Here is a 25,869-nt window from a genome sequence, read left to right as displayed (position 1 = left end):
GCGCGATCATGACGATCGGGGGCGGCTGGCCGGCAGCAGCAGGCTGACCGCGATCAGCCAGACCAGCCCGCCGAAGCGCGCGATCGGCAAGGTGGGCGCGGCAGCCAGGGTCAGCAGGGTCAAGGTGGACAGTTCGGCGACCGCGGCCAGTACCACCCCGGCGATCGCGACCGGCCGGGCGATACCGAGCAGCAGCATGGGGATGCTGACGCCGGCGAACAGCAGCCCGAGGAAGGCCACGAAGCCCGGCCCGCCCGTGGCGAACGCGAGATCTCGCAGCGCCCCGGCCAGGGGTGGACTGTCGGAGGTGCCGGCGGCGGTCCAGCTCACCAGTCCGGACAGCGCGGCCAGGCCGCTGGCGAGCACCCCGCCGACCAGCGCGATGGCCGAGCCGGGTGCGGTGATGCCCAGCGCACGGAGCCGCCGGTAGGCCGCGGCGCTCCAGATCGCCAGTGGCACGGCCGCGCCCAGACTCAGGAATGCCGACAGCCGAAGGGCGCCCGCGTGGGCCTGTACGTAGGCGAGAACGTCGGCATCGGCCGCGTCCGGCCGGGGGACGCCGGCCGCGACGGCGATGCCGGCGATGGTCAGAACGGTGAAGGCCAGGCCCGGGATGATCAACGGAGGGCCGGACTGCGGTCGCGACATGTGGGCTCCCTAATTGATGTACGCATAGGTACCATATACGAGTGTGTACGATTTACCAACCGCTAGGATAGGCCGGTGCCTGACCGAGAAGATCGATCGTGGGGCGGCGCAGCGTTCCTGCTCGCGCAGTTAGGCGCCCACGCCACAACGGCGTTCGCGCAACGCGTGGCCGAACTGGACCTGACACCGCCTCAGGCCGGGCTGCTCCGGATGCTCGCGCAGGTGCCGGGCCAGAGTCAGCAGACGTACGCAGAGCGACTGGGCATGCCGCCCAGCCGGTTCGTCACCCTCGTGGACACCATGGAGCAGCGCGGTCTCGTCGAGCGCCGACGCGGCGAGCCCGACCGCCGCGCGTACGCCCTGTACCTGACCGACGACGGGCAGGAGTTGAAACGCCGCCTGGACGCGATCGGCAGGGCGCACGAGGATGACCTGTGCGCGGCACTGACCACAGTGGAGCGCGCCACCCTGCGCGAGCTGCTGACGCGGATGGCGCAGCAACAGAACCTCACCGCCGGGGTCCACCCCGGCTACCGGCAACGCCGGGGCTGAACGGCGGTCGACCGAGGCGCTGCCCTACGTCTCATGTGGAGATTCGCCGACCCGCCCGTACAACCCGTCCATCCTGACCCGCAGGACAGCGGCCTCGGCGTGGCCCAGCTCGGTCATGATGCTCAGGGCGTGCCGCCACGCCCGGCGGGCCGAGCGGTGGTCCCCGGTCGCCAAGTGGGTGTCGCCGAGCCGGGCCAGGGTGGCCGCGGTCGCCGACCGGTCACGCAGCCGCCGGTGTCCGCTCACGGCCTGCTCATAGCAGCTGACCGCCCGCCGGTGGTCGCCAAGCCGGTGGTGGATGAACCCGATGCTGTCCCACGCGTTGGCCTCACCGATCTGGTCGCGCGCCTCCCGCAACATCGCCACGGCCCGCCGGCAGTTGGCCAGCGCCTCGTCGTAGCGGGCGAGCCTGGCCTGGCTCCACCCGACGCAGTTGAGCGCTCGCGCGTACCCGACCTGGTGGTCGAGCGCCCGGTACAGGTCTCGGGCCCGGCCCGCGTGGCGCAGCGTGGCGGTGTAGCGGCCCTGCCGGTCGTAGGTCCAGCCGAGTCCGAGATGGGCGCGCGCCTGCCCGGCCCGGTCGCCGGTCTCCGCGCACAACCGTAGGGCCTGCCGCAGGTGCTGGCGGGCGCGGTCGTAGTCGGCCAGCGCGGCGTGGGCACGGGCCAGCCCTTGGTGCGCCTGCATCCGCGCCACCTGGTTGTCGAGGCGGACCGCCGCGCGCAGTGCGGTGGCATGGGCGGCGGCCAGGTCATCCCAGCGTCCGCTGCGCAGGTAGGCCTCCTCCAGGGTCCACGCCAGACGCCACACGTGGCCGTCGAAACCGAACCGCTCGGCCAGGCCCGCCGAGGCGAACAGGCAGGCACCTTCTCGGGCATACCAGGACTGGGCCTGCTCGGCGTCGGCGAAACCCTCGGGCTCCACCCCGGAAACGGGATCGTCGGTGTGGATCGGATCGCGGTTGGGGTTGACCAGGGCAGCCGCCGCCTGCCCGGAATGCAGTTGGTGGTCGAGCAGGCGGTGGACCGCCGCTAGCCGCTGCGCCTCGGTCTCCGCGGCGCCCACGAGTTCGCTCGCGTAGGCCCGCAGCAGATCGTGGCGGGTGAACCGGCCCGGTGCCTGCTCCGTGACCAGGTGCGCGTCCGCCAGCTCGCGCAGCAGGATCTCGGTGTGCGGCCGTGCGGCCCCGGCAAGGCTCGCTGCGGCCGCCACCCCGACCTCCGGACCGGGATGCAGCCCGAGCAGCCGGAACAGCCTCGCGGCCGGTTCGCTGAGGGTCCGGTACGACCAGGACAGGACCGCCCGGAGATCGGTGGCCGGGTCGCCGGCGGTGAACCGTGCCAGGCCGCCGCTCGCCTCACGCAGCTCCGCGGCGAGCGCGCTGAGCGGAAAGGCGGGATGGGCTGCGGCCCGCGCCGCCGCGATCGCCAGCGCCAGCGGCAGCCTCGCGCACCTGGCTACGATCTCCCCCGCCGCCTTCGGCTCACCGGCGACCCGCTCACCGCTGAGGCGCCCGCTGAGCAGCTCACCGGCCTCCTCCTCGGTGAACAGCGCGACCCCCACGGGCCGCGCGCCTTCGATCGCGATGAGGCTGAGCAGCGGATTGCGGCTGGTCACGATCGTCAGTGACGCCGCGCCGGGCAGCAGCGGGCGGACCTGCTCGGCGTCGCGGGCGTTGTCCAGGACGACGAGCATGCGCCGGGTCGCGAGCAGGCTGCGGTACAGGCCGGCCTGCGCCTGCGGGTCGGCCGGGAGGCGCCCGGCCGGGACGTGCAGGGCGTCGAGGAAGCCGCGGATCGCGGTGGCCGGGCCCATCGCCTCGCCCGGATCGAAACCGCGCAGGTTCACGTACAGCTGGCCGTCGGGGAAGTGACCGCAGACCCGATGTGCCCAGTGCACGGCGAGGGCGGTCTTGCCCACCCCCGCGGTGCCGTTGATCGCGGCGATCCCCGCAGTCCGGAACGGCTCCGGACCGGTCGGCGTGATCATCGAGTCGAGCAGCGCCAGCTGCTCCACCCGCCCGACGAACGGGACGACATCGGCGGGCAACTGCCGGGGCGGCTCCGGCCGGTGGACCACCTCCCGGGGCGGGGCGGGCTCGGCCTGTCCCCGCAGGGCCAGCCACTGGGCCCGCCGCAGATCGGGTCCCGGCTCGATGCCCAGCTCGGTGACGAAACGCTGCCGGACGGTGCGGAACACCTCAAGGGCGTCGGCCCGCCTGCCGCAGCCCTGCAGCGCCGTCATCAGCTGCCAGGCCAGGCGCTCCCGGAACGGATTCTGGGCGACCAGCGGGGACAGCTCGGTGACCACCTCGTTGTGGAGCTCGAGGCGCAGGGCGTGGTCGATCCGCGCCTCCAGCGCCGCGAACCGCTCCTCGGCCAGACCCGGACCCACCGACGCGGGCAGCCAGTCACCGGCGACATCGGCCAGGACCGGGCCGCGCCACACCGCCAGAGCGGCCCCCAGCAGCTCGTACGCCTCGGCGGGCCCGGCGCCGCGCGCCCGGTCCACCAGCGACCGGAACCGGTGCAGGTCGATCAGGTCCGGGTCGGCGGCCAGGAGGTACCCGCCGCTCGACGTCGTGATCCCGGCGCCGCCGACCTCGGCGAGCAGCCTGCGCAGGCCGGCCACATTGCCCTGCACGGCGTTACGAGCCGAGGCGGGTGGACTGTCCCGCCACAGCGCCAGCTCAAGCCGGTCGACCGGCACCAGCCGGCCCACCTCCAGGGCCAACATGGCCAGCACACAGCGCTGCTGCGCGGTGGTCGGGCCGAGCAGGCGGGTGCCGTGCCACACGCCGACCGGGCCCAGCAGACGGATCTCGGTGCCGGTCATCCGTGTCCCCTCCCGGTCGGTCGCTGATCAGCAGGCTGACCTGCCATTTCATCGCGATCTCAGGACGATCTCAGTCCGCGTGGCGAGTATGCCTCACATCATCATGATCATCTGCCGGGCCTCGGTACGGCGGATGTGCATCACCATCTCGACGCGACCGATGCGGTCGTAGCGAAAGGACAAGTTGTGAAGACCCTCCTGCGCAGGTCGATGGTTCGCCTCGGCCTGGTGGGCCTGGTGACCGCGCTGGCGCTCACCCTGGCCCCGAACGCGGCCGTCGCGGCCTACCCGACCAACCCGTACAACGCCCAGAGCGCCTGCGGCGGCACCGGCTGGACCCAGCTGGCCACCAAGCAGCTGACGTTCTACTACTACGGCGTGGTCCGCAACGCCGCGAAGATCTATGTCATGTACCGCGCGGGCTACAACTGCGTGGCCACCATCGTGCAATGGGAAGCGGGCACCGCGTCGCCCGTCGTGGCCGAGATCGACGTCGAGGGCGACGGCAAGGGCTGGATCCAGGACAGCGGCGAGTTCAAGTACTACGCCGCGGTCAAGGCCTACGCCGCAGGCAAGTGCATCCGCTGGGGCGGGGCTCACAGCCCCGAATACCTCGTCCAGTCCCAGTCAGAGTTCCGCCAGGAGGTCTTCACCTTCTGCGGCTGAACCCCGCATGGTGGCCCCGGGCGAACCCCGGGGCCACCGTCGGTGCAAGACGGGCCGATCGGCGCCATCGCGGTGCACCACCCGCATTCACCCGGACAGGAGAATCTGGGCGAAACCTTCATGTTCGGGTTCGGGTCCGCCGCAGAGGTTTAAGGATTCCTCAGTAAGGCCGGAGTACGAGAGGAATCCATTGTGACCACGGACCTCAACCGTTTCGATGCGATCGAACTCGCCGAGCTGATCCGCACCAGGAGGGCTTCATCTGTCGAGGTGGTTCAGGCGCACCTCAACCGCATCAAGGCCGTGGATTCGAAGATCAACGCTGTCGTCACGGTCGTGGACGGTGCACTGGACGCCGCGAGGGCGGCAGACGAGAAGCTCGCGGCGGGTGCGAAGGTAGGGCCGCTGCACGGTGTGCCGTTCACGGTCAAGGACTCGTTCGACACCGCCGGCGTGCTCACCCAGCGGGGTTCACCGATCTTCGCCGGACGTATCCCGGATACGGACGCCACCAGCGTGGCGCGCATGAAGCGCGCGGGTGCGATCCTCTTGGCGAAGACCAATCTCCCGGAGTTCGCGTACTGGATCGAGTCCGACAACCTCCTGACGGGCCGGACGAACAACCCCTGGGACCTCAACCGCAGCGCCGGCGGTTCGAGCGGCGGGGAATCCGCGGCGATTGCGGCTGGGATGTCACCGCTCGGAATCGGAAGTGACCTGTCCATCTCGGTACGCGGGCCGGCGGCCGACACCGGTATCGCGGCCCTCAAACCAACGCACGGACGCATACCGATGACGGGGGTCTGGCCGCGGGAGCCGCGTCGTGACTGGCACGCCGGCCCCATGGCCCGCACCATCCGCGACCTCGCACTGGCGTACTCGCTGCTGTCCGGTCCTGACGGCGCCGACGGCTTCGCGACCGTACCGCGCGAGTTCGACGCCGGCGTGGGCGCCTCGCCGGACCGGCCCGTCCGCGTCGGCTGGCTGGTCGACTCGGGACTCGGTCCGATCGACGCCGAGGTCGCGGCAACTGTTCAGCAGGCCGCGGATGCCCTGCAAGGAGCGGGGATCCGAGTTGATGCCGTGAGCATCCCGGCGCTCGAGCGGGACAACCCCCTCGAGCTCTTCACCCGGCAGCACGTCATGGAGATGAAACCGGCGATGCGGGAGGTCACCGCGGGTCACGAGGACCAGATGTTCAGGTACTCGAGGACCATGCTCGCCACACCCGACACCTCCGTGAAGGACTACGTCTCGGCCGAACAAGGCATCGAGCGGCTCCGGGACGGTTTCGCGGAGTACTTCCAGCAGTACGACGCGCTCCTGCTCCCGGTCACGACGATCCCCGCGCACGCGCACGGCCTCACGCAGTTCACCCTCGACGGCCGGACGATGGAGGCCTTCCACGTGAGCTCGACGACCGTACCGTTCAACCTGACGGGACTCCCGGCCCTGTCCATGCGATTCGGCACGAGCAGCGAGGGCATGCCGATCGGTGTGCAACTGGCCGCCAGCTGGTACTCAGAGTCGACCATCCTGTACCTCGCCACGCTGCTGGAATCCTTGAGCCCGGTCCGCGACCAGCACCCCACGCTCTGACGGCCGGCCGAGGTGGTCCGCTGAGGCCGCAGTGTCGGTAACGGCTGACGGTGCCGCGCGCTTGTGACGGGAGTTCGTTTGTCGTGACTCGCCTGTCGACGTGCGCGTACCGACTACTTCGTTGCCGAGCGGGCTCGAGCGTTGACCCTCGTCGAGTGGGGCCCGGAAGGCACAAATCTACCTTGGGTGCTCGGCAGCCAACTCCGAAAACATTGTCATCCGTGGATGGGGGGTACCCGCTTTGCTGCGCCATCCATACGATGCGCCGAGCCATGGGTCTTCCGGGGCGCGACCCGCAGGGTGGTTACGGCAACCCGCAATGGGTATCCGAGGCCCTGGAGATACGCGAACCGCAGAAGCTTTACGGCCCTGCGCTGACACGTAGAATTCACGGAGGGGTGACGATGGAGATCCGACAGGCCGACACTGCGGTTGTGTACACAGATCCTCAGAACGACGTACTGAGCGAAGACGGAACAAGTTGGGCGGCGGTCGGGGCCAGCGTGACGGAGAACCGGACCGTCGAAAACATGGAGCGTATCTTCAAGGCCGCGAAACAGCACGACTACAAAGTGTTCATCTCACCCCACTACTTCTATCCCCCGGACCATGCCTGGCAATTCAACGGCCCGCTGGAGACCGAGGAACTCGAGACGCGCACCTTCGACCGGCCCGACCCACTCGAATTGACCGGATTCGCGAATTCTGGAGCGGACTGGCTGGATCGTTTCAAGCCCTACATCGAGGACGGCAAGACGGTCGTCGTCAGCCCACACAAAGTGTTCGGACCGCAAAACAATGACCTTGTACTGCAACTGCGCAAGCAAGGCATCAACAAAATCGTCCTCGGCGGCATGCTAGCGAACATGTGTGTCGAATCGCATTTGCGCGAGTTCCTCGAACAGGGCTTTGAGATCGCCGTCGTCAGGGACGCCACCGCGGGCCCTCGGCATCCGGACTGGGGCGACGGCTATCAGGCTGCCGTCATCAACTACCAGTTCCTTGCCCATGCGGTGCTATCGACCAATGAGGTCGTCGACAAAATGGCCCGATAGCGCTGGCGAAGAACCGGCTCAAGCGCATCCGGTACCGCCCCGCCCTCCGGCCGGCTTCGTCACTCACACCGGCCCGACCCTCGACCCCGAACCGCCGTAACCCTGACCATTCAACCTCTGTAGCAGCGGATTCGACCTGTCAAGCAGGGACGACGAGCAGAAGGTCTCCACGTACGTCACGTACGTAGTCAACATCTGGCGCAACGGCGCAAGCAGCCTCCATCCGATGCACGACGCCATCGGCCGACACCGGCAGCAACGGCCCGCGTGCGGCCGCTGCGCGGGGCCGGTCAGCCCGTGGCCGCATGCCCGACGGTGTTGACGGGAACCGCGGTGAATCCGGTCCGGGCGGCGCGAGTGTAGGAGTCGGAGCCCGGAACCTCGGCGAGCCTTCCGGTGAAGGGCTGCCCTTCCGCGCCCCAGCAGCCGGCGTTGCTGAGGATGACCTGCTGGTCGACAAGCGGCGCGACCCGCAGCGTCGTGCCGGTCGGCCAGTTGGTCAGCCGCTGCGGCCAGACGATGCCGAACAGCGCGCCGGCGTCGGCGCCTGGGATCGGACCGGACGGTCCCCTGGCCGCGGACAGCCAGACCGTGGTGCGGTCGGCCACCGGTGGACCGGCGAGCGTTTCCACGCCGTCGAGCACCATCTCCGCCTGTACCTCCGGATCGGCAGTGCTGCGTCCGGTCAGCGTGCCATGCGCAAGGACAATTGAGGCTCCGGCCTGACGCGCTCGCGCGAGCGTTTCGGTCAAGGGCATGGCGCCGCAGCCGTCGGCGGCCGCAGGGCCGGTTGGCAAGGACGGTGGAGATGACACGTGTTCGGCGCCGGTCTGCGCGGCTTGCGTGGTGGGCGCTTGCGGCGTGTCGGCCGACCAGGCCAACGCGGTCACGACCACCGCGACGGCGATGCCAGAGACCGCCCCGCCGAGGACCATCCGACGTCTGCGCTGGACCCGCTGACACGATCATGGCGGTACGCGCGCGACCTGCCGTTTCATGGCATTCGAAACGTTGGTTACCGTCGCAGACGCGGGTTCGTGTGCTCGATGGGCACGACATCATTCTATGCCGATAGATTTCCTGCTGTGGGCTGCCCGCGCATCGCACGATCCCCACTGTTGCCTGGTCTTTCCCACGACGGCAGTGCAGCCGCGGGATATCCCATCGATGCGGTCTTGGCGCGGCGGCAGACAGGCAGTGTCATGCAACATTGAGTGGCCAGAGCAGCCGAGATCCCCTGCGTGCCACTACACGACGAAGCCTTCTCAGGAAGCCTCAATCGAGCGGACGTACTCGAACGCGGGACCTACGGGTTAAAAGTCCGAAGTGGACGATCAACTGGCTAAAGTTCAAGCACAGCCACGAAAATTCCGTGCAGGACACAGGGCGCCCGAGTTGATCCGGCGACGTCCGTGCTGGTCAGCGGGCAAAGCTCTCCGCAAACACCGAATCCCACTTTGCATCGCAGGCGAAATTCCTGCAATGTCCGCTTCGGTCCGCACCAGGTCGCGAACATCCGAGCAACCGGCGAGCAACCGATCATGTAGAAGCCACTGCCGAGTCGCACGCTCATGTTTGATATGCAGGTGAAGTCCGGGCATGCCTTGTCGGTGACCGGGTGCGCGACCGGTGGACGGCCGTGAGAATGACAGGCAATGCGCTGCGCCGCCGCGTGCCAGACCTCGTCGTCCTCGACGGGTCGTCGCGCAGCCCGGCCAGCCAGCGGCCGTGCGAGCGAGACGTCCAGCCGTCTCTGCCAGGTCGATGATCGGAGTGCTGCTTCGCATGACATACCAACTAGCGGCAGTCGCCTAGCTCTGAGAGGTCCGGTCCGATCGGGTCAGTGGACGTCAGCAGCTTTAGCGGCAAGCAGGTCTGAACCCGGTAACGCGTCCGCGACGGGAGACATCAGACGCGTTACCGGGTTCGCCGTGCTAGGGCCGTTTGAACTGCGTCAGCGTCACCGGTGCGGGGGCCAACTGGCTGCCGGCCGCCGAGGACGAGGACGAGGACTGGTAGAAGGTTCCGACCACGTCCACGACCACGTCGCAGTAGCCGCCGGCGTTGAAGATGTTGAACTTGTCGTCCGCGCCGATCATGGTCTGCACCGCGTTCGGCACGACCGATCCGGCCGTCGGGTTCAGGTTGGACGTACCCGGCCTTGCCGCTCCGGACGGCCAGACCGTCAGGTACGTGGCCGAGGTCGGCTGCACCGCGGTCACATTCGTCGCCAGCGCCCACGTGTCGACGGTCGCGATCAAGGCCGGGGGCTTGATCGATGCCGTGGCGCCCGGCCCGAGCCGCGACGGCCAGCCACCCCCGCTGCGGGTGTCCACGATCCGGGTCGGCACGATCGGCGTGAACCGCAGCCCGCCGGGCAGCGTACCGTCGTCGTAGAACCCGACGATGTCGACGATGATGTGCGCGTTGGTGCTGGTGTGGACGCCGATCGACGGCAGCCCGCTGGCACTGCCGCAGTTGTTGCAAGGCGTGGTCGGGACCACCGCGAAGTTCGGCACGGTGGCGTTCGCCGTGTAGTTCAGTGTCGACGTGTTGGGCAGGCCGCCCGTGTACCCGTTCCAGGCCGTCAGGTAACCGCCCCCGGTCGGGTCGGTGGCCGTGACGTTGACCGCGAACGCACGCACGTGCGGGTCGATGCTGCTGTCCCAGGAAGCGACGGAGTTGATGTAGTTCCCGGCCGGGACCCGGCCGATCCCCCAATCCCGGGTATCGGTCAGACGGACCGGCTGAGCCAACGGGTGATACTGCCCGCCCGAGTAGACCGAGCAGCAGTCGTGGCCCTTCGTGTAGTAGCCGAAGACGTCCGCGATGATCTGCGCCGGGCCGCCAGCGTTGTACAGATCCACCTTGCCGTTCGCGCCGACCTTCACGGTGACCGAGTTCGCCCCGGTCCAGCCCTTCGCGTAGTTGATCGACGAGGCCGTCGGCCGGGCCACACCGGACGGGTAGACCGTGACAAATCCCGGGCCGGTGGGCTCGGTGACCGTCACATTCAGCACCACCGTCGAGGCGTCGGTGGGCACACCACCCGCACCGGTGATCTGCAGGCTCACCGTGCCGCCGTTGCCAACCGCACCCTTCGGCGCTCCCACGCCGGAGCGGGTGTCCATGATGCGGTACGGCGACATCGGGTAATAGGTGTCACGATCATTCAGCACCGTAGGCGGCTTCGGCGCCGAGGGGTTGATGGGCTGCCAGGAGGGAAAGCCCCAGCTCGAGGCGAGCCAGACCGTCTCGGTCTTGGCTGCGATATCGAAGATCTCCGTGCCCTGGCCGGAAGGCCCGCCGTTGCTGTAGTACGCGATGCGAGTGCCCGACGGGGACCACACCGGAACCGCATGAGTCTTTCCCCCCGCGGCTCCCGTGGTGGTGAGCTGGGTGACTCCGGAGCCGTCGATCGCAGACACGAACAGATCGGTCCCGTACGTGGACGTGCGTCGACTGAAGACGATCTTGGTGCCGTCCGGCGAGATATCCCCGTCGGATGCGTTGTCGAGCACCTTGTGCGCAGTACCGGCCGTCTTGTCGTAGAGCCAGACCTGCTTTGGCGACGAGGTGCATGAGCGCGTGAATGCGATCAAGTTTCCGCGAGCGAGCGGACGAGTGTCAGCGCATCCCGTGTCCGTTGCGAACAGCGGGGTCTTCGACCTGCTGCCGAGCACCGACGCGACGTAAAGCTGTTGATAGCTGGTGGTGATGCTCGAATAGTCATCGAACACCAGCTTGGTGTTCGAGTCGTACCACGTGGGACTCTCTGAGAAGGCGGTGTCCGGGATCCACACCTGGTTGGTGCCGTCCGGGTCGCTGACCACGAGACTGGCGGTTCCGGCGCCATTGTGCCAGGCGATGCGGCTGCCGTCGGACGACCAGGTCGCGAATAGCGCCGAGGACAACGCAGTCGGCACGTGCTGTCCCGTTCCGTCGGCGTTGCCAATGTACGTGCCGGCGTTCGATGACGTCGCCAGAAGACCATCGGTCCCCGGCTCCGTGGCGTACGCGGTGAGGGGCTGAAAAGCAACGAAACTCCCTGTCACCGCGAGCACGGACAGGGCGATCGCAGTGATGCGACGTGAACGCATTGTAATGAAACCCCCGCTTGAGGCGAATGTGCGGCTGCCGCGCGTCCCGCGCATGAGCAGCCGCCTGAATCTTGCGACCTGCACCGCGCGACGTCAATGTCAGCCGACATGGAGAGCCCGACAGGCCACTCTCGCTTTGCTGCCTAGGAGTATTCGTTAATCAGTCCATTGAGGACATCTCTGCCGTGCGACGCCCTCCTCGAAAGCGAAGAAGGCGCCGCCTGGGGTCACGGACCGATCTGGGGCGTGCCGGCCGTCGGGGCCGTCACCGTCGGGAAGTTCATGCCCGCCAGCGGATCGAACGTCCCGGCCTCGTCCACCACGACGTTCGTCGAACCCCCGGTGTTGTACACGTTGAATCGGTTGCCGCTGCCGAGCCCGGTGATCGCCGCGTTGGCGCGGATCTCGCCGGGGTTGAGGTTGAGGGTGCTGGACGTCGGACGGGTTGCGTCGGCCGGCCACACGCTCAGGTACGTGTTCGTCGTGGGCTGGACGCCGGCGATGTTGAGCGCCACAGCGTGCGAGGCGGGGCCGGTGACCGTGATGAAGCTCGCCGAGCCGATCGCCTTGCTTTGGCGCCACGAGCCAGGGCGAGCGGCAGCAGCACGCCGATCGCGGCGACCGCCAAGGCCTCGCCCACCGGCCGCTCGCTGGCCACCAGGTAGCCGGCGCTGTTGCCGACGCATCCCGCGGCGCTCCGGAGAAAGTCGGGTGATTTCGATCTGATCCATGATCCATTGGGTGATGGGTGGGAACTTGCTGCTGCGCCTGGCCTACCTCGCTGCGACGATCACCTTCACGCTGCTGCGGCTCCTGCCCATGAGCGACCGTGACAAGGACACCGAGATCCTCGCCCTGCGCCACCAGCTCCTCGTCCTGCAACGCCAGGCCGGCAAACCCGCGTTCACCGACGCGGATCGTGTGGTGCTCGCCGGCCTGCTCCACCACCTCTCCAAGCAGCGGCTATCCCAACTCCTGCTGCTGGTACGGCCGGACACGGTCCTGCGCTGGCACCGTGACCTGCTCAAGCGGCGCCATGCCGCGACCTGCGCACCGAAGCGGCGCGGACGCCCGCCCACGGTCCGCTCGATCCGCGCCCTGGTCCTGCGCCTGGCCCGCGGAAACTCCTCATGGGGCTACCGCAGAATCCGCGGTGAACTCGCCGCCTTGGGCATCAAGGTCGCCGCCTCGACTGTCTGGGAAATTCTGCGCGAGCACGGCGTTGCGCCCGCGCCGCAACGGCAGAGCACGACCTGGGCCGACTTCCTGCGCAGCCAGGCGGACGCGCTGCTGGCGTGCGATTTCTTCGAGACCCGCACGCTGACCGGGACGCGTCTGTACGTCTTCGCGGTCATCGAGCACGCCACGCGGCGCATCCGGATCCTGGGCGCGACCGCACATCCCACCGCAGCATGGGTGGTGCAGCTCGGGCGCAACCTCGTCATGGGCCTTGAAGACGTGGACAGCAGGGCCAGGTTCCTGGTTCGTGACCGAGACTCCAAGTTCACGCAGGCCTTCGACGCTGTGCTGACCGATGCCGGACTGCGAGTCGTCAAGAGCGGTGTCCGGATGCCCCGGATGAACTCCATCATGGAGCGCTGGATACAGACCTGCCGACGGGAACTGCTGAACCGCACCCTCATATGGCACCAGCGCCATCTGCTCCACGCCTTGCGGGAGTTCGAGTCGTTCTACAACGGGCATCGACCGCACCGGGCCCTGGATCAAGCCGCTCCGCTGCGCCCGCTGCCCGAACCGATCACCGAGCGAGGGCGGATCCTGCGCCTGAAGGTCCATCGACAAGGTCGACTTAACGGAACCCTTCACGAATACCAACACGCCGCTTGAACAGGGCGAATGATTTATCGGCACCCGCAAAGTCCGGCAACAACTGCGACAACACCAACTCCGCCGACGCAGCATTCCCCTGATACTTCGCCATGCGGTCCATCACCGCCAAACCAAGACCAGACACATCGATCAACCCGCCATGATGGCCATAGATCGCTACCGCCAGACGACCCAACCCACGCTCGGACGCGATCCGACAACCCAACGCCTTGTGATCAATCCCAACCGGCTGGTCGGTACCACCAACAGCCTGCAACTTCAGCTGCCAATCACACCCCGCCTTCCCCACATCGTGCTGGCGGTAGCCGAGGTCGAGCGCGCCCTGCCGGCGCCCGGGCCCGCCGAGCGGGAGCGAGTCTGGTTCGCCGTGGTGTTCGGCGCGGCCGGTCTGCTCGTCCGGCTGGTGGTCACCGGCGCTTCGGCCCGGGCGGATCGTCGCGGCCGGCACCCACGCCGAACTCCCGCGCCAGGAGGGCCGTTACGCAGATTTCCGGCGTCTGCCGGACTCGTCGGTCGGGGCACACGCCGGGCGACACCGGTGGTAGAACACATTTATGATCTCCAACTTCGCCCGCGGTGTAGCCCGCGGGGCGTTGACACTGGCGGTGACGGCCGGCACGGTCGTCGGCGCCGCATCCGCGGCCCAGGCCGCGGAAGCCACGGCCGGCAAGCTGTCGATCTCCGCCCTGTCGTTCGCGCAGCCGACTGTGAACTCCACCGCCGGAGCCGTCGCCGACGACCTCACCTTCACCGTCAAGAACCAGAACCAGCACGCGACGACGGTCGTAGGACACGTGACCATCCGCATGCACGATGTCGCCCAGAATGCGTACATCGGGCACGAGCAGGTGGTCCAGTTCTCCTACGGCAACACCTGCTGCGGCCCGGTCCGGTACGTCTCCGGCACCCCGCAGGAGTCTACCTACACCTACACGTTCGTGGTGCCGCAGTATGCCAGCTCGTCCGCGGTGACCTGGGACGTCACCAAGATCACGCTGGACGACGGCATCGGCGACTCAGCCACGTTCGGTGCGGCCAAGCTCCAGCCCTTCGGCGCCTCGATCGCGACGACCGCCCTGCCGGACACGAGCGGCCCGTCCCTGCAGTCGGTCTCGCTCTACCAGAACAGCGCCCCGATGCGGCCCTTCGTCTACGTGGGTGCGGGCAGCGCCGAGGTGGTGTACAGCTTCGACGTCCAGGACTGGCAGTCGGGCTTCTGGAAGGGCAGGATCAAACTCGCCGGGCCCGCCGGTCAGAGCGTGACCACCCAGTTCGAATACACGACGAGCGACTGGAGCACGGGCGCCTCCTGCGGCATTTTCAGCGGCGGTAGCGCCCCGTACCAGTTCCAGTGCGGCATCGTCTCGACGCTGCCAGCCGGCGCGGCCGCGGGCAATTGGCGGGTCGCGCAGATCACCCTGTTCAGCAACTCGGGCGCACAGTCGACCTACAAGAACCCGCAGTCCCAGTCGGTCACGGTGACGTCGGACACGACGCTCAGCGCGAGCGGCTTCAGCGTCAGCCCCAACCCGGTCGACAACTGGCGCAACGACGTCACGAGCACCCTGACCTTCACGGTCACCGGGGCGACGAAGGGCATCTCCGCGGTATACGTCGACACCGACAACGGGTGCCCCCAGTGGGGCGCTGCCTCGGTCGCGGCCGACGGCACCGTCTCCGTGCCGCTGCGGATGTACACCTCCAGCGACGGCTGCACCATCACCGGCATCGCCATCGTGGACGGGGCGGCGAACGCGGCGGTCTACGGCAGCCGCTACCTCAACGCGCCGGACCCGGGCCTGAGTATCTCCCGGATTCCGGACACGACCCCGCCGCACGCGACCAGCGCCACGCTCAGCCAGACCTCGGTCCCGTTCAGCCAGCTGAGCTCGACCTATGTGCAGCTGACCATTCACGCCGACATCCTGACCGCCCCGATCAACGGGGTCGGCTACTACATGTACGACGCGAACGGCAACGTCGTCAGCCAGGCCTTCGGCGGCACCGGTCAGCTCGCCGACGGCAGCGTCACCACCTCGCTGTGGCTGCCCTACTGGCAGCTCACCCCGGGCGTCTACACCATCGGCTTCGACCTCACCGACGCCGGCGGCCTGCGCAGCTTCTACGGCCTGATCGGCGACCCCCGCAGCCAGCCCGTCCCGGGCGGCCCGCTGGTGTTCACCATCACCGACGACTCCGCCGCCGCCTGACCCGACCGACGAGCCCGGCCGCGTCCCTCTGCGGGGCGCGGCCGGTCCCGTTTCACGGCCGGACCCGCCGGACCGCGAGAGCAGCCGGACGGGCACGCCGCGCCGCTCGGCGCCGTCGGCGAGTTCGTCGACGAACCTGTGGGGCTCGTAAATTCGGTTCGGAGCTGTGACGTGCCGTTTCAGCGCGAGGTCCGCCCCGCCGTGAGCGCCACCATGGAGGCATCCTGTCGACCGAACGGGCCGATTGCACGGCCCCCTTGCTGGGCGGGCAGTGGGGATCTGGGCGACCCTTGCCGCCTTTGCCCTGGAATCGGATGACCCACTGGCTGCGGCTCTGCCCGGCCTGGCGGCGGCCAGCGCGGCGGCCCGCCGATGAGTCGATGGGTTGGTTGCGCTTGCGGCAGGTGACCAGGCGCGAGCCTGCCCCGGACATCTGACTCCGCATCAACGATGCCGTGGCTGAGTCCGGCAAACGGACATCGGCTGACCGGCAATATGAGCTGTCAACACCGGCGGGTGGCGTTACGATGATCTCTGCTGTGCTCGGAAAGTGCTCGGTGAGTCGATGGCACCGCTTGGTACCGGTTGACACCGTCCGGTACTGGTTGGTACCGGCCCCATCAGCCGCGGATCCGTGTGCTCCATGTGTGCTCCACCGGTCGCCGCCATCGGCGTTGTCAGCCGCTGGTACCGGGTGGGACGCCCTGTCATCCGTTGGTACGCGCTGGCAGGTACCCTGGTGACTCGCGCCCTCGTAGCTCAGGGGATAGAGCAACGGTTTCCTAAAACATGCTTCTGGCGGGCGGTCCGGACGCTTGAGCTGCCGCTTCACAGTGCGCAAGCGGGTTTCTACAGTCGCAACTCCGCATTGTCTGATCGGCAAACTGAACATCGGTAGATGTCGATGTTCACTGTGTCGGCACTCAGGTCGACCCGCAGAGGCCGGGACGGCGCGATGAGCGATGAGCGATCATGGTCGGATGGATTTGCGCCTGACCATTCCGTCGCCTTGCTGGGCGACACCGATGAACACCCAGGGCTCCGGCAAAGGTCGTGTTGGTGTCCGGCTTGAGGTGATTGGTGTAGACGTGCCTCGCCTGGAGGCAGCAAGACGGGCATGACCTCTTCGGAAGATCATCAAGGTTCCTACGCCGATCCCGCTGGGGATCGACACAGACCGGCGGCCGTCCGAGGCGTTGATCCGCAGACTGCTCCAGCCCGTCGACCCGCGATCTGCTCGCCGCCGCGATCGGGACCTGGCTCGCCACAAGGATTCCCGAGCCGGCGCCCGGCTCCAGAAGGGCGATCGCCGCGGACGGCAAGACCATGCGGGTCTCACGCACCCGCCACGCCGCCGCCCGGCACGTCCTGGCCGCCGCGGACCAGCACACCAGGTGCTCAGCGGGCTGTTCGCCGCATAGGCGTAGCCGTCGAGCTGCTGCGGATCGACCGTGAAGAAGTCACATACCAGCATCGTGTGCGCCTGGGCAGCCAGGAACTGCCGCCAGGTGGGTCCGGCCCGGCACGGTGCCGGGTCGACGCCTGCCCGGCGCAGGATCTTCCAGACTGTGCTCGCCGCGATCTGGTAGCCCAGCCGTCCCAGCCCGTACAACGCGCCCGGCGAACGACGGACGGTCGAGCCTGGCGCGCTGGCCGAGGTCAACGCCGCGGCGGCGGACCCGGATCAGCGGCCGGTGTTCCGCCACCCGGCGACGACCTCTTCGTCTAGATCGTCTATGGCGAGCATTGCCGCGTCGAACTACGCGGCGGCGAGCGAAAAGCGCGCGTCACGTCAAGGGCCCGCCCGGTCGTCCGGGAACCTCCGACCCAGTCGGGATGCATACGGCAGCATCTCTGCGTACGCCGCCCGTCCGGCTGTTCGCGCCTCGCCCAGGAGCCTCGCATAGGTCGCCGACACGTCGTCAGACTGGAGGATAGCTGCCACGTCGGAGGCTTGTCGGTCGACTTCTGCATCGAGCCTGGGCTCCGATAAACCATCGCCTGCCACATTGTCCAGGCAGCTCCACGCGTTGAAGGAGGTAAACATCAGGCGTTTTGCGCGCTTGACGACCGGCTCGTCGAGTGGCTCTATCAGTTGCAATGCCATGCCAACCGCGATGGACTGGTAGTACTCAACAATCATGACGTCATCGCCGAAGAAGAGTCGATTGAACCTCAGCAGCGCCTTCGTGTCGTCCGGATCGCCATGGCCGTCACCAGCGAGTACAGCATCCAAAAACCGATCGAGGTGAATGGCGATCGGAAGCTGCCCGACTTTGGCAACCTCAGCCAGCCGCGTGGCACTGAGGCCGCCATACATCCGCACCTGCTCTGGCGACTGGAGCGCCTCCAGCTGTGGAAGCCCGTTCGTCATTGCCACTCTCTTTCGCTACCGAGGCGGCCGGGTATCGAGCGGAGACCCTGGGCGCACCATCAGTCGATAGTCTGAGTAGCCTGCCGTATTCGACGAACGAGCGCCCACCTGACTTGGCACCAGACCCCACTCCTCCCACAGCTCAAAGCATCCTTCGTGTCGTGCGAGACACATGTTAGTCGAGGATGCCACCTCGATCGGCCAGTACCCGCGTCGTATCATTTCTCCGTTCAGCACCTGTTCACCATGACCGGGACCGTCGATGTATTCCTCACCGTTCTGGAACGGATTCGTCCCACCGCGCCTGCTGTCCCATTCTTTGGGTAGACCAGGTTGTTCGGTCGCAATCCAAGTCCGATCGTCGGCCGGATCGGTGCTGCCGATCGGCCGTACACGCGCCACCGCTACCGAAGATTTGGACTTGTCGCGAGTACCGTAAAGCTCCTCCGCCCTGTCCAGGGTTTCGCCACAGTTGTGAACCAGGACGGCTACGTTCGCGACGATGACGTAGTAGGTGTGGAGGTCGGCGATGGTCAGATTCAGCATCTCGGCGACGCCGACGCGGTTGGCAACCGCAACAATCGTCGCGACTGACCCGTCGGCTGTACGTACGCGGTCGCCCCGCTTCAGATCTTGCGCTGCCGTCCAGGCATCGGAGGTCTCGTCCCAGAACGGGTGCCGCCAGGTGGTTTGCAGCACCTCGGTCTCGTCTGCATCGCCGCGCTCAACGGTGATCGTGAGGTCGGTGAGGTCGGTGTCCTGGTTGCTGTGTAGAACCTCGACACGCTTCGCCTCGAGCGAACCCGTATCCGGGTTCGCCGCGATCACCCAGTCGCCGACCTTGACGTCCTCGATCCGTTTCGTCGAGCCGTTGGCCATGAGCACGTGCGTCGACGGGTCGAAACTGTTCTTGCAGTCAGGGGCTCGGTGACGTCCCACGTAGTCGCCCGACGAGCCGCCCGCACCTCCGCGCGATGCACTGCCGCCGCGCGACGGCGAGCCGCCGGAGGCCGTTGATCCCCCGCCTCGGCCGGAAGGCGCCGACGCTCCAGGTCGGCCACCGCCGCCGGCCGAGGAGGCTCGGGTCGGGTTGGGCAGGTTGGCCTTGCTGCCTCCGCCGCCGAAGAGTTTCGGCATGGCGGCGCTGGCGCCCTTGCCCATGTATTTGCTGGCGCCGCCGGTGAATTTGTCGACGCCGGCGCTCAGAGCGCCGTCGAGGCCACCCTGGATCATGGTGTCGGCGAGGCCACTCCAGGAGAACTCGGCGTCACCACGGCCGACGTCGATCATGTAGCCGGTGCCGGACGACAGCGCCCCGGCGACCGCGCCGGCGACGATCAGGCAGCCGACGCCGGTGGCGCACAGCGCGCCGACCGCGACCGTCGCCGCGATGCTCACCGCCGCGGTAGCGATGAACTTCCACGGGTCCTCACGGATCGCCTTGACGGTGTTCTTCACCGTGTCGCCGATGGCTTTCCCCGCGGCTTTCGCGGTGTCTTTGACGCACTTGGTCACGCCGCCGGACATGCATTTCTTGACGTCGTTGACCTTGTCCCTGACGGCGCTGACCTTCTTCTGCACCCACTTCGACGATGAGTCGACGACCGCCTTCGTGGCCTTGACCGCCTTGTCGGCCACCCAACTCGATGCGGCCTTGACGTCCTGCCACGCCTGACCGGAGGCAACGTAGTTGAAGGCGCTGGTGGCGGCGTTAACGGCCGGGGCCGCCACTGATTTCACCGCGTTCCAGGCGCTCTTGAGCGAGAAGCCCCAGTGTCCGGTGGGGTCGGTTGTGGTCAGTGGGTTGCCGTCGCCGTACTGGTAGCGGTTGGCGTTGATCGAGGCCGGGACCGGGTTATTGGAGGCGGTGTCGCGGGTGTCGAACTGGCCGGTGTCGGTGTTGTACCAGCGGGCCAGCATGTTGACCCGGCCGGTGGCCTGTTCGGTGAACTCCGACTGGTAGCCGAGGCGGCCGATCAGGCCGGTCTTGGCCAGGACCGTACCGAGCGGGTCATAGGCCGCCGAGCCGGTCAGACCGGAACTGGTCGCGCTGAACTGCCCGACAACGTCGGTGTGCAGGTCAGTCCACACGTACCGCGGGATCGTTCCGCCGCCGTCGGCGGCACCGAGCAGCTCTCCGGCCGGGCCTCGGGCGTATTTGGTGGTGCCGTCGTCGGCGAGGTCGTTGCCCAGGCCGCTGTACTTGAACCCGGCCTTGACCGCCCGGCCGACCGCGTCGTAGTCGTACGTCCTGTTTCCCCCGGCGGCCTGCTGGGTGATGACCTGCCCGAACGCGTCCGCGGTGGTGTTGTAGACGCCGCCCGGGCCGGAGGTGACGCTGAGCGTGCCGCGCGGGGTGTAGCTGTACGAGGTGCCGCCGCTCTGTGACAGCAGCCGGTTGCGCTGGTCGTAGCTGAACGTCTTCGCACCGTTCTGGGTCCGGTTGCCCGACGCGTCGTAGGCGTAGTTCGTCGTCGTCGAACCAGAGGTCCACGACGTGAGCCGGTCGGCGAAGTTGTACGAGTACGAGTTGACCGACGCACCCGTGAACCCGGTGGTGGTCTTCTTGGTGATGTTGTTGTTGAGGTCGTACTCGTAGGCGATGTTGCCTTGGGTGACAGTGCCGTCGTACGACGTGACGGTGTCGTTGGTCACCCGGTGCAGCAAGTCGTACGTAAACGTCCGCTTCTTGTTGTTCGCGCCGTAGGTGATCGTCGACGGCTGGTTCATCGTGTTGTACGCGACCGACAGGTTGATGTTCGTTGTCGCGTTCGCCGCCGTCTTGAGCCGGCCCGCCGTGTCATACGTGAAGTTGGTGGCGCCAGCAGCGTCGGTGCGTGACACCATGTTGCCGTCGTTGTTGTATGTGTACGCGGTCGCGTCCGCCGGGCCGGTGATGCTCAGCGGCAGACCACGGTCGTCATACGTGACGGTGTTCGTCCCGCCCGGTACGGACAGCGATGTGATCCGGCCGGCATCGTCATACCCGAACGAGCGCGCCACCGTCGACGCTTCGGCGCCGGTGCCGGACTGGCCGGTCACCTGGTTGAGATCGTCGTACGTATTGGTCAGTTGCACACCGCCCGGCAACGCCTGCGTGACGGCACGCCCGCCGGCGTCGTAGACCGTGGTGTACGTCCGATCCGCCGCAGCCGGATGCGCCGACGTTGCCGGCTCGATGTACGACTCTGGCAGACCCCACGTGTTGAAGGTCGTCCAGAACTGGTTGCTCCGCCCGTCGGTGAACCGGGTCTGGTGTCCGGCCGCGTCGTAGCCGAACGACGTGTTGATCGAGGTTGTGGCCGTGATCGGCTGCGTCTCGCCGTTCACCTGGTTCAACGCGTCGTACGTCAACGTCGTGGTGTTGCCGCGGCCGTCCTTGACGGTGCGCAGGTTGCCGTTGTCGTCGTACCCGGCGAACTGCGACGCGAGGACGTTGTTGGCATTGTCGAACTGTCGGGTTCGGGTTGTGCGGCCGGCACCGTCGTAGAGCATGTCGGTCGCCGTGTTGTCGGCGTTCTTCACGATGATCGGACGGCCGAGCCCGTCGTAGGTCGTCGTCGTGATGTTCCCGGCGCCGTCCTTGCTCGTGACCGGTTCACCGGCGTTGTTGTAGGTCATCTCGGCGGTGACGAGGCCGGGTGAGGTGACCTTCCGCAGCCACGGCCCCGCCGCAGGCTGGGTGCCGTACACGCCGGTGCCGTAGTCGTACGTCGTCGTGTTCGACACCGTCGTGGGCTGCCGGACAATCTGCGTGCTGGTCAGTTTCCGGCCGAGGTAGTCGTACGTGGCGGTGGTCTTCGCGCCGGTCGGGTCGACGGTCTCGACGAGGTCACCGACCTTGTCGTACTTCGCCGTCGTGATCTTGCCGGTCGGGCCGGTCACCTTGGTGACGTTGCCGAGGGTGTCGTACTCGTACGCGGTTGTCTTGCCCAGTGGGTTCGTCGTGGACGTGACCCGGCCGAGCTTGTCGTACACGGTGGTGCTGCTCGCGTCGACGATCGGCGACCCGCCCGGCGGTGTGTAGGACGGCAGGATCGTCTTCCAAGGCCGTCCGTTCGCGTCCATGCGGGCCTGGGTCACGTTGCCGAGCGGGTCCTGCTGCTCGACTGCCTCGCCGAAGGCGTTGTACCCGACCTTCGTCGTCGGCCGCATCACCAGACCGGTCGTGCCGTAGCTCTCGACCGTCACCGACGGCGCCTGGGACTCGGTGAGATTTCCGTCCTCGTCGTACTTGTACGAGGTGGTGTTGCCGTTCGGGTCCACCATGTCCGTCACCAGCCCACGCTGGTCGACGGTGTAGTAGGTGGACAGCTCGGGCGAGTTCGCCACTGCGGTGTTGGTACGGCCGTTGCCGCTGCTCCACAACGTGTTGACGTCGCCGTCGGTCAGCGCCCGCTGGTAGACCTGGACGTTGTCGATCGAGCCGTTGAAGCTGTCGGAGATGCCGCCGACGTTGGCGCCGCCGATCTCCAGGCCGCCCGTCGAGTTGAATGGGGTCGGGTTGCTGGAGTCGGTGCCGCGGACGTTGTTGACGTAGATGGACATCCGCTTGGTGTTGCCGTCGAACACCCCGACCAGGTGCACCCACTGGTTCGCCACGAGGGCGTTCGTCGACTTCGCGCCGTAATAGGTGGCTGGGCTCGCCGAGTCGGACGATGGCATGTGCAGCGCCCAGCCGCCCCAGTATTGGCTGTACTGCAGGAAGAAGGCGCCATGGTTGTTGCCGGTCTGCGCTACCGCTGTCTGGAAACCCGTGATGGAGTTGAGTTTGACCCAGGCCGACACGGAGTAGGAGCCGGTCGTGTTGAGCACCGGCGTCTCCGTGTCCAAGGAGCCGCCGCGGAAGTTGGCGTACCCGCCGCTGACTGTTGGTCCGTTCACCAAGTCGGCGGAGTAGGCCTCAATGTGGTGCTGTGAGCCGGACATGTCGGCTACGAAGTAGGAGTTGTTGGTCGGTGACTGGCCCCCCATGGTCCACCAGCCGACCGGCCCGCCCGCGGCGTCGATGGCGGTCCGTTCGGAGGTGAGCCGGCCCATCGCGTCGTACGTGTTGCGGGTATCGGCCAGCACCGTGTTCTGATTGCCGGCGGTCTGCCGCGTGCGGATGACCCGATCGTCGGCGTCGTAGACGAAGTTCGTGGAGCGCGTCGTACCGTCCACGACAACCGACTGCGACATGACGCGTCCGGCGTTGTCCACTGAGAAGTCGGTCTTGGTGGCGCCGTTGTTCTGGATGGTGCTCTTCGGGTGGCCGCCGAAGTCGTAGGTGTGTTCCCGCACGACGGTGGTTTTGACGCCGTCGGTCTTGGTGACCCGCTTGAGGCTGCTGTCGTCGTAGTACTCGTATTTGGTGGTCCAGTCCATCGCGTCGGTGGTCGTCGCGAGGTTGCCGTTGGCGTAGTAGGCGTTGGACGTCTCCTGAACGTTGGTGCCGTCCTCACCGGTGGTCGTGCTTGTGAGCAGTTTGCCCTCGGAGTCGAACGTCTGCGCGACGCTCTGCAACCGGTCCCCTGACGGGCACGGCGAACCTGCCGCCGGGCTGCTGTCGCAGTTGACCATGCTGTTCTGTCGGCCGTAGGCGTCGTAGCCGTACAGTGTCACCGCACCCATCGGGTTGACGCTCTTCACCAGCTGGCCATAGCCGTTGTATTCGCTGATCACCACCCGCGACGAGTCGCCGCCCGTCAGGTCGCTCACCGTGCGGGACAGCACGTTGCCGTCCGCGTCGAACGTGTCCGTCGTGCGCGTCGTGTGCACGGCGCCGGTCACCGCGTTCGTCGTGGCTGGCTCGGTGATCTCCACCGGCTGCCCGTCGGGGTCGTACGTATAGGTCGTGATCAGTCCGCTCGGGTAGCCCGGCGCAAGCACCTTCTGCTGCTTGACCCGCCCGAGTCCGTCGTAGGTGAACTCGATGACCAGCCCGCCCGCGTCGGTGACCTTCACCGCGTCGCCGGCTGCGTTGTAGTCGGTGCGCTGCACCGCACCACCGGCCGACGTCACGGTCAGCGGGAGGCCGGGTGGGGTGAACCCGCCACCGATCGCGGCCGTGGTCGCGGTGGTGTACGTCAGCGTTGTAGTGCGGCCGGTTGGGAAGTCCGCGACCGGCGGGCCGGTCATCGTCAGCCGGTTGCCGGCCGTGTCGTACGTGAAGCTGTTCTGGCCGCCCAGAGCCATGTCGAATGACCCGGTGTCGCCGTACACCGAGATCAGCTGATCATTGCGCCCGTCCGGGGCCAGGTTGACCGTGGTCGCGTCCGGCCAGTACGTGAACAGCTTGTCCTGGCACTCCAGGCCGACATCCTGATTGCTGCAGGTGGTGACCCGGATGGTGTTGCCGCGCACGTCTTTGGCGGTCTCGGTCTTCTGCCCGAGCGGGTCGTAGACAACGTTGACGAAACCGCCGACGTCGTAGCCGTACGACGTGGTGTTGCCGAGGGTGTCCGTGCTGGCGATGAGCCGACTGGTGTTGAGTGCGTCGTAGACCTTCCGCGACGTCTTGTTCCCCGGGTCGGTCGTCGTCACCGTCGTCACCGGCGTGAGGGTGGGGCCTGCGCCGACCTGCGCCTGCTTGGCACTCTGGGCTGCTTTGAAGTGTGCGTCGACCTCGGCGGCGCTCAGGCCCTGGCGCTCGTAGAACGCGAACTCCGCGATGTTGCCCTGGAAGTAGCTGACGGTCTGCGTCGACCCAGGCCACAGGTGGGTGGTACCGGCACCGATGTAGGCGTACTCGAAAGACAGCGGCTCCATCCAGCCGGACTTGGTGCCCACCCGGACGTTGTCGAGGTACAGCGTCTGCGTGTCAGCGCCAATGGAGCCGTTGTCCGGGCCGGTCGCCGACAGCACGACGTGGTGCCAGTTACCATCGTTCACCTTCGTCGTCGAGGTAATCGGGGATACCCCGTCGCCGGTCCAGAAGCTGCCGCGTAGGTAACCGTCGCCGCCGACGTACAGCGCCGGCACCCAGCCGCTCTCGGCCGGGTTCGGCCCGTCGACAGCCACCCGCATGTAGCTGTAGAGCACGCCGCTGGAGGCGTAGTTCGCCGGCGTCTTGAACCACAGCTCGATCGAGTTGGGCCCGTAGTTCGGCAGCGCTGCCTGCGACTGGTCGTAACGCAGATACGAGCTGGTGCCGTTGAACGCGGCACCGTAGCTGTCGCTGAACGGACTCGTGGTGTTCGGCTGGGTCGTGTTGAAGGTGACGTTGTTGTACGTGGCGTTGTGGATGCTGCGGACCTGGCTGACGGCCTGGGTCGGCAGGCTGATGTCGTTGAGCCGGAAGTACTCCCGGGGCCGCGAGCCGAGCACCGACGAGGCGTAGACCTGGCTGGAGCCGCTGACCGTGGGCTGGCCGACCTGCCACACGCCGCCGGCCTCGTCGGTGACCTGGTTGACGCGGCCGGAGACGGAGTCGTAGCCGATGATGGCACGGGTGCGGCCGGCGTTGCTGGTCACCTTGGTCATGGCCGGCGTCGGGTTCGTGCCGGAGTTGTAGAGCATGGTGACGTGCTGCTGTGTGAGCGGCTTGTTGTAGTAGGCGGCGTCGGCGATCTGGCCGTTGAAGAACGTCGCCGTCGGCGTGGTCAGCGTGCTGCCGGGCCAGGCGTTGCTTAGGTAGCCGGCGCCCAGGTAGGCGTTCTCATCCCCCCGGTTGTGCATCTGGATGGTGCCCGCCAGCGTGCCGACGAGCGAGCCGTCGAGATACAGCTGCTGGCTGCCGCCGTTGCCGGCCAGCACCGCGTGGTGCCACTGGCCGTTGTTGACCGCCGCGGTGGTGACGATGGTCGAGGTGGAGCCCATCCAGAACGACCCGCGCAGTTTGCCGGTGTTGTCGATGTAGAGCGCCGGGTTGATGGTGTTCGTGGTCGTCGCGCCGGGCGCGACGACGTCCTTCTGGTACGAGAACAGCACGCCGTTGGTGGCGGTGGTCTTGAACCACAGGCTGATCGACTGGTACGAGCTCTCCGTGGCCAGCTTCT

At 67.4% G+C, this 25,869-nt stretch carries 14 protein-coding genes; 6 read left to right on the top strand and 8 right to left on the bottom strand.

Annotation, left to right across the window (positions count from 1 at the left end; genetic code table 11):
- Positions 1-6 precede the first annotated feature (6 nt).
- Positions 7-648, bottom strand: coding sequence for a DUF4386 domain-containing protein (locus ABZS66_RS17070; RefSeq protein WP_354758529.1), 642 nt, complete (start codon positions 646-648; stop codon positions 7-9).
- Between the two features lie 75 nt (positions 649-723).
- On the opposite strand from ABZS66_RS17070, the gene ABZS66_RS17065 reads away from it, so the two are divergent.
- Positions 724-1,200: a MarR family transcriptional regulator gene (locus tag ABZS66_RS17065; protein WP_354758527.1), complete on the top strand. Its 477-nt coding sequence runs from the start codon at positions 724-726 to the stop codon at positions 1,198-1,200.
- Between the two features lie 24 nt (positions 1,201-1,224).
- On the opposite strand, the gene ABZS66_RS17060 is transcribed toward ABZS66_RS17065, so the two are convergent.
- Positions 1,225-4,035, bottom strand: coding sequence for a BTAD domain-containing putative transcriptional regulator (locus tag ABZS66_RS17060; RefSeq protein ID WP_354758525.1), 2,811 nt, complete (start codon positions 4,033-4,035; stop codon positions 1,225-1,227).
- A 186-nt stretch (positions 4,036-4,221) separates the two neighbouring features.
- On the opposite strand from ABZS66_RS17060, the gene ABZS66_RS17055 reads away from it, so the two are divergent.
- The 3 genes from ABZS66_RS17055 (at position 4,222) to ABZS66_RS17045 (ending at position 7,355) form a co-directional block, all read left to right on the top strand.
- Positions 4,222-4,701, top strand: coding sequence for a hypothetical protein (locus tag ABZS66_RS17055; RefSeq protein WP_354758523.1), 480 nt, complete (start codon positions 4,222-4,224; stop codon positions 4,699-4,701).
- A gap of 192 nt (positions 4,702-4,893) precedes the next feature.
- The gene (locus ABZS66_RS17050) at positions 4,894-6,300 is read left to right on the top strand and encodes an amidase (RefSeq protein ID WP_354758521.1); all 1,407 of its coding nucleotides are present in this window, start codon (positions 4,894-4,896) and stop codon (positions 6,298-6,300) included.
- 272 nt (positions 6,301-6,572) lie between these two features.
- Positions 6,573-7,355: a cysteine hydrolase gene (locus ABZS66_RS17045; RefSeq protein WP_354758519.1), complete on the top strand. Its 783-nt coding sequence runs from the start codon at positions 6,573-6,575 to the stop codon at positions 7,353-7,355.
- Between the two features lie 290 nt (positions 7,356-7,645).
- Here the strand turns inward: ABZS66_RS17045 and ABZS66_RS17040 are convergent, their stop codons facing one another.
- The 3 genes from ABZS66_RS17040 to ABZS66_RS17030 form a co-directional block, all read right to left on the bottom strand.
- On the bottom strand, positions 7,646-8,290 hold the full coding sequence (locus ABZS66_RS17040; RefSeq protein ID WP_354758517.1) for a hypothetical protein: 645 nt from the start codon (positions 8,288-8,290) through the stop codon (positions 7,646-7,648).
- A gap of 999 nt (positions 8,291-9,289) precedes the next feature.
- On the bottom strand, positions 9,290-11,455 hold the full coding sequence (locus ABZS66_RS17035; RefSeq protein ID WP_354758515.1) for a hypothetical protein: 2,166 nt from the start codon (positions 11,453-11,455) through the stop codon (positions 9,290-9,292).
- Between the two features lie 227 nt (positions 11,456-11,682).
- Positions 11,683-11,970 carry a hypothetical protein gene (locus tag ABZS66_RS17030; protein ID WP_354758513.1) on the bottom strand — a complete coding sequence of 96 codons (288 nt, stop codon included), beginning with the start codon at positions 11,968-11,970 and terminating at the stop codon, positions 11,683-11,685.
- A 214-nt stretch (positions 11,971-12,184) separates the two neighbouring features.
- Between ABZS66_RS17030 and ABZS66_RS17025 the strand changes: the two genes are divergently transcribed.
- Positions 12,185-13,303 (top strand): integrase core domain-containing protein, encoded by a 1,119-nt coding sequence (locus ABZS66_RS17025; protein WP_354758511.1) that lies wholly within the window; start codon positions 12,185-12,187, stop codon positions 13,301-13,303.
- On the opposite strand, the gene ABZS66_RS17020 is transcribed toward ABZS66_RS17025, so the two are convergent.
- Complete coding sequence (locus ABZS66_RS17020; protein WP_354758509.1) at positions 13,266-13,754, bottom strand: hypothetical protein; 489 nt, start codon at positions 13,752-13,754, stop codon at positions 13,266-13,268. The two genes, ABZS66_RS17025 and ABZS66_RS17020, sit on opposite strands and share 38 nt — an antisense overlap.
- A 106-nt stretch (positions 13,755-13,860) precedes the next feature.
- Here ABZS66_RS17020 and ABZS66_RS17015 point away from each other — a divergent pair, with 106 nt between their 5' ends.
- Positions 13,861-15,516 (top strand): hypothetical protein, encoded by a 1,656-nt coding sequence (locus ABZS66_RS17015; RefSeq protein ID WP_354758507.1) that lies wholly within the window; start codon positions 13,861-13,863, stop codon positions 15,514-15,516.
- Positions 15,517-17,308: 1,792 nt separating this feature from the next.
- On the opposite strand, the gene ABZS66_RS17010 is transcribed toward ABZS66_RS17015, so the two are convergent.
- Both ABZS66_RS17010 and ABZS66_RS17005 read right to left on the bottom strand, forming a co-directional pair.
- Positions 17,309-17,890, bottom strand: coding sequence for a hypothetical protein (locus tag ABZS66_RS17010; RefSeq protein WP_354758505.1), 582 nt, complete (start codon positions 17,888-17,890; stop codon positions 17,309-17,311).
- Positions 17,891-17,905: 15 nt separating this feature from the next.
- Positions 17,906-25,864, bottom strand: coding sequence for a LamG-like jellyroll fold domain-containing protein (locus ABZS66_RS17005; protein ID WP_354758645.1), 7,959 nt, complete (start codon positions 25,862-25,864; stop codon positions 17,906-17,908).
- Positions 25,865-25,869: the final 5 nt, after the last annotated feature.

The sequence above is a fragment of the Dactylosporangium sp. NPDC005572 genome, from assembly GCF_040605515.1.
GTDB lineage: Bacteria > Actinomycetota > Actinomycetes > Mycobacteriales > Micromonosporaceae > Dactylosporangium.
This window is presented reverse-complemented; position numbering and strand designations above follow the sequence as displayed.